Origin of the sequence: Gordonia sp. CPCC 206044, assembly GCF_048537895.1 — a bacterium.
Classification (GTDB): domain Bacteria; phylum Actinomycetota; class Actinomycetes; order Mycobacteriales; family Mycobacteriaceae; genus Gordonia.
Window position 1 is genome coordinate 72,236 of the sequence record NZ_JBCLVL010000016.1, and the last position, 12,038, is coordinate 84,273.

General features: G+C 68.5%; 12 protein-coding genes. 8 read left to right on the top strand and 4 right to left on the bottom strand.

The window, feature by feature from the left end:
• Window positions 1–8: 8 nt before the first annotated feature.
• Both AAFP35_RS21715 and AAFP35_RS21720 read right to left on the bottom strand, forming a co-directional pair.
• Window positions 9–2,204: an acyltransferase family protein gene (locus AAFP35_RS21715; protein ID WP_419223733.1), complete on the bottom strand. Its 2,196-nt coding sequence runs from the start codon at window positions 2,202–2,204 to the stop codon at window positions 9–11.
• Between the two features lie 185 nt (window positions 2,205–2,389).
• Window positions 2,390–2,962: a TetR/AcrR family transcriptional regulator gene (locus tag AAFP35_RS21720; RefSeq protein WP_419223734.1), complete on the bottom strand. Its 573-nt coding sequence runs from the start codon at window positions 2,960–2,962 to the stop codon at window positions 2,390–2,392.
• Window positions 2,963–3,065: 103 nt separating this feature from the next.
• Here AAFP35_RS21720 and AAFP35_RS21725 point away from each other — a divergent pair, with 103 nt between their 5' ends.
• From AAFP35_RS21725 to AAFP35_RS21750, 6 genes are read left to right on the top strand one after another with little or no spacing between them, the layout of a single operon-like run.
• Window positions 3,066–4,367, top strand: a complete 1,302-nt coding sequence (locus AAFP35_RS21725; protein WP_419223735.1) for an adenosylmethionine--8-amino-7-oxononanoate transaminase — start codon at window positions 3,066–3,068, stop codon at window positions 4,365–4,367.
• The gene (locus AAFP35_RS21730) at window positions 4,364–5,563 is read left to right on the top strand and encodes an 8-amino-7-oxononanoate synthase (RefSeq protein WP_419223736.1); all 1,200 of its coding nucleotides are present in this window, start codon (window positions 4,364–4,366) and stop codon (window positions 5,561–5,563) included. Before AAFP35_RS21725 ends, AAFP35_RS21730 begins: the two co-directional genes overlap by 4 nt.
• Window positions 5,560–6,426: a dethiobiotin synthase gene (gene bioD, locus AAFP35_RS21735; RefSeq protein ID WP_419223737.1), complete on the top strand. Its 867-nt coding sequence runs from the start codon at window positions 5,560–5,562 to the stop codon at window positions 6,424–6,426. The genes AAFP35_RS21730 and bioD overlap by 4 nt, the downstream gene beginning before the upstream one ends.
• On the top strand, window positions 6,423–7,436 hold the full coding sequence (bioB, locus tag AAFP35_RS21740; RefSeq protein ID WP_419223738.1) for a biotin synthase BioB: 1,014 nt from the start codon (window positions 6,423–6,425) through the stop codon (window positions 7,434–7,436). The genes bioD and bioB overlap by 4 nt, the downstream gene beginning before the upstream one ends.
• 22 nt (window positions 7,437–7,458) lie before the next feature.
• Window positions 7,459–7,713, top strand: coding sequence for a hypothetical protein (locus AAFP35_RS21745; protein WP_419223739.1), 255 nt, complete (start codon window positions 7,459–7,461; stop codon window positions 7,711–7,713).
• Window positions 7,710–8,321, top strand: a complete 612-nt coding sequence (locus AAFP35_RS21750; RefSeq protein WP_419223740.1) for a DUF2567 domain-containing protein — start codon at window positions 7,710–7,712, stop codon at window positions 8,319–8,321. Before AAFP35_RS21745 ends, AAFP35_RS21750 begins: the two co-directional genes overlap by 4 nt.
• A gap of 25 nt (window positions 8,322–8,346) precedes the next feature.
• Here AAFP35_RS21750 and AAFP35_RS21755 read toward each other — a convergent pair whose 3' ends face one another.
• Both AAFP35_RS21755 and AAFP35_RS21760 read right to left on the bottom strand, forming a co-directional pair.
• Window positions 8,347–9,060: an NUDIX hydrolase gene (locus tag AAFP35_RS21755; RefSeq protein ID WP_419223741.1), complete on the bottom strand. Its 714-nt coding sequence runs from the start codon at window positions 9,058–9,060 to the stop codon at window positions 8,347–8,349.
• 60 nt (window positions 9,061–9,120) lie between these two features.
• Window positions 9,121–9,690, bottom strand: coding sequence for a response regulator transcription factor (locus AAFP35_RS21760; protein ID WP_419223742.1), 570 nt, complete (start codon window positions 9,688–9,690; stop codon window positions 9,121–9,123).
• A 232-nt stretch (window positions 9,691–9,922) separates the two neighbouring features.
• On the opposite strand from AAFP35_RS21760, the gene nadA reads away from it, so the two are divergent.
• Together nadA and nadC are read left to right on the top strand one after the other, a co-directional pair.
• On the top strand, window positions 9,923–10,975 hold the full coding sequence (gene nadA / locus AAFP35_RS21765; RefSeq protein ID WP_419223743.1) for a quinolinate synthase NadA: 1,053 nt from the start codon (window positions 9,923–9,925) through the stop codon (window positions 10,973–10,975).
• On the top strand, window positions 10,968–11,891 hold the full coding sequence (gene nadC, locus AAFP35_RS21770; protein WP_419223744.1) for a carboxylating nicotinate-nucleotide diphosphorylase: 924 nt from the start codon (window positions 10,968–10,970) through the stop codon (window positions 11,889–11,891). The genes nadA and nadC overlap by 8 nt, the downstream gene beginning before the upstream one ends.
• Window positions 11,892–12,038 lie beyond the last annotated feature (147 nt).

Here is a 12,038-nt window from a genome sequence, read left to right on the forward strand (position 1 = left end):
ATCTCGCCTCAGGGGACCGTCGGGCCGGTCCACGGCAATGCGAGTGCCAGCTGTCTGCCGAGTTCATCGGTGAGGCTGCGCACGTACGTCGCACTCAGGTGGTGCCAGTCCTTGTAGACGATGATGTTGCCGACCACCGCCGGACACAGGGTCTCGTTGCAGATTCCTGCGGTCATGTCGAGAGGGTGGAAATCCGGACGCGTCCGGGCCAGTTCGCGGGCCGGATCCTCGGGGGCCAGAGCCGCCGCCCGTCGGGTGCCACAGGATTCTGCGGTACCGCCGTCGGCCAGACAGGTCGGCGTGTCGATCGCACCCTGAGGTCCCTTCGGCCACGGGGTGTCGCGCATGCCGAGCACCGAGATACCCGCGCCGAGGAACTCGTCGAAGATCGGCGGGTACGACGGCGGCACCCAGTCGCCGGACTGGTAATCGCGCGGCCGGGTCGAATTGGTGAAGACCGCGTCGGGCTTGTCGGCCTTGACCTTCTTCATCACCCGCATGACCCAGTCGTGACACTGGGGATAGGGCACACCCTGCTGCTTGGGCACCAACTCGGTGGACATCGGGCAACCCATCTTCAGGTAGGTGGTCACCTTGAAGTGGTTGCGCATCCCGAGGGTGTTGAGTGCGCTGATCCAGAACTCCGCGTGTGAACCGCCGATGAGCGCGATCGTCTTCGTGGCGTTCGGATCACCGTAGACGCCGACGTGGATCTCCGGATCCTCGAAGCTGCTCATGTAGCCGTCTGTCGAGGTCTCCGGGAAGTCCTTGATCACCATCAGCGGTGACGGCTGCGGATCGAGTGCCGGGACCGGATAGCCGTTGAGCAGTGCTCGCGCTCCCGGATAGAGGCGCGGGTCGAGGTTCTTGGTGTCCACCTGGATGTTGCTGACATGGCGTTCCCACACCTTGATCCCGACACCGGTGGCCAGCGTCGCCACCACCAGGATCGAGGTGACCACCGAGGCGTATCCGAGCCAGCGGGGTCTGCCGTGTGTGGGGGCCTCGGTGAGTTTCGACCGGCCGCCGCCACGGAGCGGGTCCTCGATGTAGCGCTTGGTGAGCCATGCGAGGACGAGGGACAGCGCGATCAACACGACGCCCTCGAGCACCGATGCGTCGTTCTTGTCGCGCCAGGTGAGGTAGAAGATCAGCAGCGGCCAGTGCCACAGGTACAGCGAGTACGCGATGGTGCCGAGCCACACCGGCACTCGGGTGGCCAGCGCCCGGTTGACGGCGGGCAGCGACTGCGGGTCGTCGCGGCCGGGTCGCGGCTTCTCCAACGCGGTCGCGCCGGCCCAGATGATCACCAGCGTCGACAGGACCGGGACGAGGGCCTTCGGACCGGGGTAGGACTGCACGCCGTCGATCCACCAGCCGCAGGTGACGATGAGACCGAGGCCGATCAGCGCGAGCGAGTTGCGAATCCATCTCGGCACCCGCCAGCTGGGCAGCCAGATCGCCAGCAGACCACCCGCCAACGGCTCCCACAGGCGCGAGAACGTGTCGTAGTAGTTGAACTCCTGATTGACCGCCATCCGCATGTGCGCCCAGTAGAACGACACGGCGGCGAGCCCGATGACACCCGTCGCCACCAGGGCGCGGACGGCGCGCGGGTCGGAGAGTGCGGGAATCACGCGGGGGGCCAGTTTGACGATGCCGGCGAACACCAGCGCGATCAGCAGCATGCCGACGAAGAACTGACCCTGCACCGACATCGACCAGATGTGCTGCAACGGGCTGTTCGCCGAACTGGCGGCCAGGTAGTCCTGCGAGTTCAGGGCGAGGTGCCAGTTCTGGTAATACAGCGCGCTCGCCACCAACTCGTGCCCGATGTTCACCCATCGCGTCTGCGGCATCACCACCACGGTGAGGACGGCGACGGCGATCAGGACGGTGAACAGGGCGGGCAACAGCCGTCGGAGCAGGCGCTTGAGTCGCGGCCAGGGGTTCAATGTGTCCCGGAAGGTGACGTGCGCGGCCTGACTGTGGATCGCATGTCGCAACAGCGAACCGATGAAGAAGTAGCCCGACAGCGTCAGGAAGACGTCGACACCACCCGAGACCCGGCCGAACCAGATGTGGAAGCAGGCCACCAGGGTGATCGCGATACCGCGCAGACCGTCGAGGTCGGTGCGGTAGGCGGGCACGGTGCTGGTGGTGGCCGGCCGCTCGGCGTGGGCTGTCTGGGTGGGGGCTGCCACTGTCTCGGTGGGACTTCCTTGTCTCGGCTATGTGGATGTCTCGAGGGGTCCGCCGAAACGGCTCCGCGGGGCCGCTCGATGCTCCATCGGGCGGCTGTCGGGATGCAAATCTACATGCCCGGGCTGTGAAAACCGCATCGGGCGGGCCCCGACACACCCCGTCTGACCTTTACTTTCCCAACTCTTTACCCGCCTGGTCGGGTGTCGGCACGCGTCCGGGCGCCGTCCAGGATCACGCTGAGACCATCGGCGAACTCACCCGTGAAGTCCCGATCGGAGGGTCCGGTCACCTGCATCCGCTCCATCTGAGCGCGGGTCTGCTCTTCGATGGTCAGGCCGATCACCAGCTGACAGATCGCGGTCGCGACGGCATGTGCATCACGGTCGCTGAGACCGCCACCCGTGGCGGCCACGTCGGCCAGATCGTGCGCGATCGTCTTGGGAGACAGGCCGCTGGCCCAGCTCGACGACACCACTTCGGCGCTGTCGGGGACCGACAGCAAGGCCCCGCGCATCCCGGTGGCGAGAAAGGCCAGGCGCTCATCCCACGGCAGCGCGTCGGGTGGGGTGGCCACCTCGCCCAGGATGGCGTCGGAGAGGGCGGCGAGCAGCGTCTGCTTGTTGGGGAAATGCCAGTACAGCGCATTCGGCCGGACGCCGAGATCCGAGGCCAGGCGACGCATCGACAGGTCGGCCAGGCTGTGCTCGGTGAGGATGTCGCGGGCCGCGCGCAAGACGTCGGCTCGGTTGTTGCTCACGCGGTCAGGGTAGTCGAGTCTCCGACCGGTCCTGTACACCGTTCAGGAGAGGCCTGTACAGTGTCCAGGACCTGTCGCCCCGAGACCGAAGGACAGTTGCACCGTGGACGAGGCAACCATCAGCCGGATCGATGCCGAGCACATCTGGCATCCGTACGGCGCCATGCCTCCCGCGACCGACCCACTCGTCGTTCGGGCGGCACACGGCGTGCGCCTCGAACTCGCCGACGGGAGGTACCTCGTCGACGGGATGAGTTCGTGGTGGGCCGCGATCCACGGCTACGGACACCCTGTCCTCGACAACGCCGTCACCGAGCAGGTGCGAGCGATGTCACACGTGATGTTCGGCGGCCTCACCCACGAACCGGCCGCGCGACTCGCGGAACTACTGGTGTCGGTCACTCCGGTTCCGCTCCAGAAGGTGTTCTTCGCCGACTCCGGGTCCGTGTCGGTCGAGGTGGCCACGAAGATGGCCCTGCAGTACTGGCGCAGCCGTGGCGAACCCGGCCGCACCCGCCTGCTCACCTGGCGAGGTGGCTACCACGGGGACACCTTCACCCCCATGAGCGTCTGCGATCCCGACGGCGGCATGCACTCGATGTGGACCGACGTGCTCACCGAACAGGTCTTCGTGCCCGCGCCGCCGGTCGGGTTCGACCCCGACTACGTGTCGGTGCTGCAGGGCGCGGTCACCGAGCACCGTGACCGACTCGCCGCGGTGATCGTCGAACCCGTCGTGCAGGGCGCGGGCGGCATGCGATTTCACGACCCGCGCTATCTGAGCGAACTGCGCCGGATCTGCGACCACGCGGGCGTCCTGCTGATCTTCGACGAGATCGCCACCGGGTTCGGGCGCACCGGCGAGTTGTTCGCCGCCGACCACGCCGGTGTCAGTCCCGACATCATGTGTGTGGGCAAGGCGTTGACGGGTGGCTATCTGACGCTGGCCGCCACCTTGTGCACCACGGCCATCGCCGAGCAGATCAGTCGCGGCGAGGCCGGTGGTCTCGCGCACGGCCCCACCTTCATGGCCAATCCGCTGGCCTGCGCGGTCGCGGTGGCGGCCGTCGAGTTGCTGCTCGAGTCGCCGTGGCGTGCGCGGGTCTGCGCCATCGAGGACGGGCTGCGGCGAGGTCTGGACGGTCTCATCGACCTGCCGGGCGTCGCCGACGTACGTGTGCTCGGTGCCATCGGCGTCGTGCAACTCGACCGTCCGGTCGACATGGCGGCCGCCACCGCAGCCGCAGTCGACGCCGGGGTGTGGCTGCGCCCCTTCCGCGACCTGATCTATGTGATGCCACCTTTCGTGTGCACCGACGACGACATCGACGCGATCACCCGCGGCGTCCGCGCCGCGGTCGATGCCTGTCTGTCCCACGACCTGATCGCCGGAGCGAGACCATGACGACCACCGAGGTATCGGACGCCACCCCATCTCTCGTCGACAGGTGGCCGAGCGCCACCGGCGATCACGCGCTGGCCTGGCTCGCCGACGAAGCGGTCCGCCTGCGTGACGCCGGCCTGCACCGTGAACCGGTTGTCCGGCAGACCGATTCGACGATGATCAACCTCGCGTCCAACGACTACCTCGGACTGTCGACGCACCCGGCGGTGATCGCCGGGGCGCATGCCGCACTCGACTCGTGGGGTGCCGGTTCGACGGCCTCACGTCTGGTCGCGGGCACCACCGCGGCACACGTCGCGCTCGAGAACGAACTCGCCGACTTCCTCGGATTCCCTGCTGCACTGGCATTCTCGTCGGGGTACCTGGCCAACGTGGGTGCGATCACCGCGCTGGTCGGACGCGGTGACCTCATCGTCAGCGACACCGGCACACACGCGTCGCTGATCGACGGCTGCCGACTGTCACGGGCGCGCGTGGTGGTCGTGGAGCGCGGCGACCACGACGCGGTGCGGACCGCATTGCGCGACCGCACCGAATCGCGCGCCCTGGTGGTCACCGACTCGGTCTACAGCATCGACGGTGCGCCCGCACCGATCGCGGAACTCCATGCGGCAGCACGGGACTGCGGTGCGGCCCTGCTCGTCGACGAGGCCCACGCGCTCGGCGTGCGCGGGCCCGGTGGCCGCGGTCTCGTCGCCGAACTCGGCCTCTCCGGTGCGCCGGATCTGGTGGTCACCACGGTGTTGTCGAAGTCGCTTGGCGCGCAGGGCGGAGTCGTACTCGGTCCGGAACTGTTGCGCTCGCATCTCATCGACCGGGCCCGGACCTTCATCTTCGACACGGGGCTCAATCCGGCCGCCGTCGGCGCCGCCCGGGCCGCGCTGGAACTGCTGCGTGCCGATCCGTCGATGCCGGACCGGCTGCACGAGAACGCCTCTCGGCTCGCCCGTGCCGTGGGAGCCGACGATCCGGCCGCCGCCGTGATCTCTCTGATCATCGGTGAGCCGCAGCATGCAGTGGCCGCCGCCACGGCCTGCCGCGACCGAGGGGTCTTCGTCGGGTGCTTCCGGCCGCCGTCGGTGCCGGCCGGAACGTCGCGGCTGCGGCTGACCGTGCGCGCCGACCTCGATACATCCGTCGTCGACCACGTCGCACGCGTGGTCGTCGACGCCCTGCATCAGGTGGGTGCCCGATGATCCGCGCGGGCGGCCGGGTTCTGGCGGTCACCGGGACCTCCACCGACATCGGCAAGACCGTGGTGACCGCAGCCCTCGTCGCGGCCGTCGCCGACCGGGACGTCCGCACCGCGGTGTGCAAACCGGCGCAGACCGGTGTGGAGGCCGACGAACCCGGCGACCTCGCCACCGTCACCGCACTCGCGGGCCCCGTCACGACGGCCGAGTGTGTGCGCTATCCCGAGCCGCTGGCCCCCGACACCGCGGCGCGTCGTTCCGGTCTGCCCGCACTGGATCTCGGCACCGTGCGGACCACGGTGGCCGGCCTGTCCGGCGAGCACGACCTGACCATCGTCGAGGGTGCCGGTGGTGTGCTGGTCCGCCTGGCCGACGACCTCACCCTGCTCGACGTCGCGCAGGAGATCGACGCCGACGTCGTCGTGGTGGTGCCGGCCGGTCTGGGGGCGCTCAACCACGCCGAGCTCACCGTCGCGGCGATCACCGCCCGCGGACTGCGTCCGTCCGGTCTGGTCATCGGCTCCTGGCCTGCCGAGCCGGATCTCGCGATGACGTGTAATCGCGTCGACCTGCCGCGCGTGACAGGGGTGCCCATCGTCGGGGCCGTGCCGGCCGGCGCAGGCAATCTCGATCCTGCCGAGTTCCGACGTCGCGCGCCCTCCTGGTTCGACCCCACCTGGCTGCACACCGAACTGATCGCCCCCGCGACAGCAACCACAACCCCCGCGACAGCAACCGAAAATCCCGCGACAGCAACCGAAAATCCCGCGACAGCAACCGGATTTCCCGCGACAGCAACCGGATTTCCTCCGCGGACCACCCGTTCCGACCACATCGACCAGCCCACCGAAGGAGTTCTCTCGTGACCCAGGCACCCGCCACGACCGACATTCTCGATCTCGCCCGCACCCAGGTCCTCGACCGCGGCGAGCCGCTCGATCGCGACCAGGTCCTCGAGGTCTTGCGCCTGCCCGACGAACGGCTCACCGAACTGCTCCAGCTCGCCCACGACGTCCGGATGACGTGGTGTGGCCCCGAGGTCGAGGTGGAGGGAATCATCTCGTTGAAGACCGGCGGTTGCCCCGAGGACTGCCATTTCTGCTCGCAGTCGGGTCTGTTCGCATCTCCGGTGCGTAGCGCCTGGATCGACATCCCGTCGCTGGTCGAAGCGGCCAAGCAGACGGCCAAGACCGGGGCCACCGAGTTCTGCATCGTCGCGGCGGTGCGCGGCCCCGACAAGCGGTTGCTCAGCCAGGTGGCCGCCGGGATCGAGGCGATCCGCAACGAGGTCGACATCCAGATCGCCTGCAGCCTCGGCATGCTCACCCAGGAGCAGGTCGACCAGCTCAAGGACATGGGCGTCCACCGCTACAACCACAACCTGGAAACCGCCCGCAGCCACTTCCCGAATGTCGTCACCACCCACTCGTGGGAAGAACGGTGGGACACGCTGCGTATGGTGCGCGACGCCGGCATGGAGGTCTGCTGCGGCGGAATCCTCGGTATGGGCGAGAGTCTCGAGCAGCGCGCCGAGTTCGCGGCCGACCTCGCCGCCCTCGAACCCGACGAGGTTCCGCTGAACTTCCTCAACCCGCGTCCGGGGACTCCCTTCGGGGAGCTGGATGTCTTGCCCGCTTCGGAGGCGCTCAAGGCGGTCGCCGCATTCCGCCTGGCCCTGCCGCGCACCATCCTGCGTTTCGCCGGTGGCCGTGAGATCACCCTCGGCGACCTCGGCGCCAAACAGGGCATCCTCGGTGGTATCAACGCCGTCATCGTCGGCAACTACCTGACCACCCTGGGACGACCCGCCGAGGACGACCTCGATCTGCTGACGGATCTGTCGATGCCGATCAAAGCTCTCAACGACAGCATCTAGGCTCGATGAGGTGACTTCTCCGATGACAGCCCCGGGCACGTCGCTGCCGGTGCCCGGACCGCTTGCCGAACCGTGCCGGTTCGGCGTCTACACCGGGACCGAACTCGAACTCGAGTCCCCGGACACGATCCCCGCCGCCGCGCGCCTGGGCCTCGAGCCGCCCCGCTTCTGCGGGCAGTGTGGTCGGCGGATGGTGGTGCAGGTCCGTCCCGACGGGTGGGGCGCGCGTTGTTCGCGTCACGGCACCGTCGACTCGACCGAGCTGGGGCAGCGGTGACGAACGCCGACTACACGCGACGGTCCGCACCGCAGCGCCCGGTCGGTCCGCTGGTGGCCGTCGTCGTGTCGGTCATCCTGCTCGGGGCCGTCGCGGGGGCACTCTGGGCGATGATCACCCCGGCGATGACGGGCCGCGTCGTCGGCGACGACTCGGCGATCATCCCGGCCGAACAGTTCCCGGACGAGTTCGCCGGCGTGGCCACCTTCGCGGTGGTGCTCTTCGGGTACGGCGTGATCGCGGTCGTGGTCGCGTGGCTGACGAGTCGGCAGTGGCGCGGCCCGCTGGGCGCTCTGGTGGTGGCGGCGTCGACCTTCGTCGGCGCAGCGATCGCCGCGCTCGTCGGCACGTGGGTCGCCGACGTGCGCTTCGACGACCCGCGCTCGCTTCCGGCGGGGGCGGCCTTCGATGTGGTCCCCGACCTCTGGCTCGACGGAGCGGTCCGCGGCGGCGCGGGTGGCCCGTGGGCGATCTTCGTGTGCGCTCCGCTGGCGGCGGCCCTGGTCTATCTCGGGCTCGCCCTGGCCTCGCGCCACGCCGACCTCGGGGTCGGCGACCTGTACGAGGTCTCGGCCGGGCCGTCGGAGCCGACCGGTCAGCCCGCCTGATCGTCGACGACGAGGACGGACGCACTCACATCGGCGGGCGCAGGGTCGCGAACTCGTCGGTGACCCGAAGCCGCGAATCGGCGAACTGATACAACGCGGGCGGCCGCCCGCCCGACCGGCCGGTCTTACCCACCGTTCCGGTGGCGACCACCACCGCCCGACGACTCAGGATGCGCAGCAGATTGGTCGTGTCGACCGGGTAACCAAGTGCGGCGCAATAGATCTCGGACAGCTCCGACATCGGGAATCGCGCCGGCGCCAAGGCGAACGCGATGTTGGTGTAGGACAACTTGGCCGCCAGCCGATGGCGCGCGGCCACCACGATCTGCCGGTGGTCGAACGCCAACTCTGGCAGATCGTCGACCGGGTGCCATGTGGCGGTGCCGGTCGCCGACTCGTCGGTCGGGATGAGCCCGAGGTAGGTCGAGGCGATGGTGCGCGCATCGGGCACACGATCCGGTGCGGAGAACACCGCGAGCTGCTCCAGATGGGCGATGGTGCCGATGTCGAGAGCCGCGACGAGCCGTCGGGCGCTGGTCTCCAGCGTTTCGTCGGGGGTGACGTCCCCACCGGGCAGCGACCATTCGTCGGAGGCCTCGGCGCGAGCGAGCAGCACGCAGAGCACGGGTGCGCTGGCGGGATCGACCACGCGGACCTGGAACACCGCGGTCAGGACCTCCACGCGGACATCCGACGACACCCCGTCGGTGCTCGATGACGAGGGCAGGGGTGTCGGCATGGCGTCGATTGTATGGTGCGTCGACGCCATCGCCGCGCGACGCGACCGCGCGGGCGACGGTCAGAGTTCGTCCAGCGACAACAACCCGTCCTGAATCGCACGTGCGGCCAGCGAGGCCTTCGTCCGGGCGGTGCGGCCCACTCCGGCGTATTTGGCCCGGATACGGGTCAGATGCGTGTTCACGGTGCCGACCGAGATGTTCAATTCCTGTGCGACAAGGATTTTGGAATCGGTGAGCAACCAGGTCCGGATCACCTGGACCTCGCGCTGGGTCAGTTCGGGGCGAGGACGATCCTCCTGTCCCGGCGGCGGCGTGAGCGGCGGGGGCGGCGGAACCGGACGCGGGGTGGTGGGCGCCGGCTCGTCGACGACGAGGTGCATGTGCGCATGGGTGCGGTCGGGCTGCCGACCACGCCGGGGGTCACGGGCTTCGGTGCTCGATCCGACCGGCGGCAACGGCATGCGTCGGGCGGCCAGCCGTGCGAGTGCCATTTCGCGTCGTCGGGTTCGTGCGTCGGCCGAAGGAGTGGCCCTCGTCGATTGGAGGGGGGTCGATGGGACGGGGGTCGACTGGATGGGGGACTGCACGAAACCAGGGGCGGGTGAGAAGGTCGTGGGGGAGACGGTCATCGTGCTGCTCACAATCGGGTCAGCGTCGGCGGGGTCGGCGCGGTCGGTTATTCACATGGCTGACGCTAGGTCGGCGATTTCCGCGCGTAACGCGTAGTGGACTACTCGAATCGCCCACGGGAATGCCGCGAGTGTGACCGGTGTTACGATGGCAGTGTTTTCGATCATGAGTCGAAAACCTGCCTCGACGCACAGCCCGTGACTCGAGGACGACCGCCAGAGGGAGTGGCAGATGAGCATCACCAGCGATCGGCCGGCAACATCGGCCGAATCGGAGTCGACGGTGTGGATCGATGGTCCGGGTGGGTATTCCGGTGTCGAGCCCACCGAGGAATGGGCCGACGAGGTCCGTCGCCTGGCGCGGGCCCGCAACGCGACGCTGCTCGCGCACAACTACGAACTTCCGGCGATCCAGGACGTCGCCGACCACGTGGGCGACTCGTTGGCGCTGTCCCGTATCGCCGCGGAGGTCGATTCCGACGAGATCGTCTTCTGTGGCGTGCACTTCATGGCCGAGACCGCCAAGATCCTCAGCCCCGAGAAGAGGGTGCTGATCCCGGATGCGCGGGCAGGCTGTTCGCTCGCCGACTCGATCACCGCCGACGATCTGCGTGCGTGGAAAGCCGATTTCCCCGATGCGGTCGTCGTCTCGTATGTGAACACCACGGCCGAGGTCAAGGGACTCACCGACATCTGCTGCACGTCGTCGAACGCCGTCGACGTGGTCGCCTCCATCGACGCCGACCGCGACGTGCTGTTCCTGCCGGACCAGTTCCTCGGTGCGCATGTGAAGCGCGAGACCGGCCGCGACAACATCCACATCTGGGCAGGCGAGTGCCACGTGCACGCGGGGATCAACGGTGACGAGCTGACCGAGCAGGCGCAGTCGCACCCCGATGCCGACCTGTTCATCCACCCCGAGTGCGGATGTGCCACCTCGGCCCTCTACCTCGCCGGTGAGGGCGCCGTGCCCGACGGCCGGGTGAAGATCCTCTCCACGGGCGGCATGATCGACGCCGCGCGCGAGACCGGGGCCACCCAGGTCTTGGTCGCGACCGAGGTCGGCATGCTGCACCAGCTTCGCAAGGCCGCGCCGGGTATCGACTTCCAGCCTGTCAATGATCGTGCCTCGTGCCCGTACATGAAGATGATCACCCCGGCCGCGCTGCTGCGTGCTCTGCGCGAGGGTCGCGACGAAGTCCATGTCGCACCCGAGGTCGCCGAGCGTGCTCGGCAGAGCGTGGAACGGATGATCGCGATCGGGAACCCGGGCTCCGGTGAGTAGCGGCGTGGCCGATCAGGGCTTCGTCGGTCAGGCGACAGCCGACGACGAGCTGAGCGCTGTCGTCGACGACGAAGTCCGGGCGTTGATCCGCACAGCGCTCGACGAGGACCTGCGCTACGGTCCCGACGTCACCACCGGTGCGACCGTGCCCGGCGGTGCGGTCACCGACGCGGCGATCGTCAGTCGCGCCGACGGCGTCGTGGCCGGGGTGCCGGTCGTGTTGGCCGTCTTCGACGAGGTCATCGGCGTCGACGCCTATCAGGTCGTCGAGTCCGTGACCGACGGCACGCATGTGGCGGCAGGGGACGTGGTGCTGCGCGTGAGCGCGCCGACGGCGTCGTTGCTGACCGCGGAACGGACCGCGTTGAACCTGATCTGCCATCTGTCCGGGATCGCCACCGCGACCGCCTGCTGGGTGGATGCGGTCGACGGCACCCGTGCACGTATTCGGGACTCGCGAAAGACGCTGCCCGGCATGCGGTCCCTGCAGAAGTACGCAGTCCGCGCCGGTGGCGGTGTCAACCACCGGATGGGCCTCGGCGACGCCGCGCTGATCAAGGACAACCACGTGGCCGCCGCTGGTTCGGTGCGCGCCGCCTATGAGGCGATCCGCTCCGCCGCTCCGGATCTGCCGGTCGAGGTGGAGGTGGATTCGCTGGCCCAGCTCGACGAGGTGTTGCCGTTGCAGCCGCAACTCGTGCTCCTCGACAACTTCGAGCTCTGGGCGACGCAGACCGCGGTGCAGCGTCGCAACACCCGGTCGCCGGAGACCAAGCTCGAGAGCTCGGGAGGACTGAGTCTTGACCAGGCCGCCGATTACGCCGGCACGGGAGTCGACTACCTGGCCGTCGGCGCACTGACGCATTCGGTCACCGCGCTCGACCTGGGATTGGACATCCCGGCTCCCGGGCACTGACGCGACTTCGTAGTGACAACCCGCATCAGAGGCGCATAACTACTACGAATCCGGATTCAGTTCCGCGTTCGAAGCCCCGTGGCGCGGCCGTGAAACAGGCGGATTCGAAACCAGGTGGCGCGACCCCATATCCTGGACGGGAACCCC

Bases quoted from the DNA above. Each gene is read 5' to 3' on its own strand.
- AAFP35_RS21730 (WP_419223736.1), top strand. From the start codon at position 4,364: ATGACGACCACCGAGGTATCGGACGCCACCCCATCTCTCGTCGACAGG.
- bioD (WP_419223737.1), top strand. From the start codon at position 5,560: ATGATCCGCGCGGGCGGCCGGGTTCTGGCGGTCACCGGGACCTCCACC.
- AAFP35_RS21745 (WP_419223739.1), top strand. From the start codon at position 7,459: ATGACAGCCCCGGGCACGTCGCTGCCGGTGCCCGGACCGCTTGCCGAA.
- AAFP35_RS21755 (WP_419223741.1), bottom strand. From the start codon at position 9,060: ATGCCGACACCCCTGCCCTCGTCATCGAGCACCGACGGGGTGTCGTCG.
- AAFP35_RS21760 (WP_419223742.1), bottom strand. From the start codon at position 9,690: ATGACCGTCTCCCCCACGACCTTCTCACCCGCCCCTGGTTTCGTGCAG.
- nadA (WP_419223743.1), top strand. From the start codon at position 9,923: ATGAGCATCACCAGCGATCGGCCGGCAACATCGGCCGAATCGGAGTCG.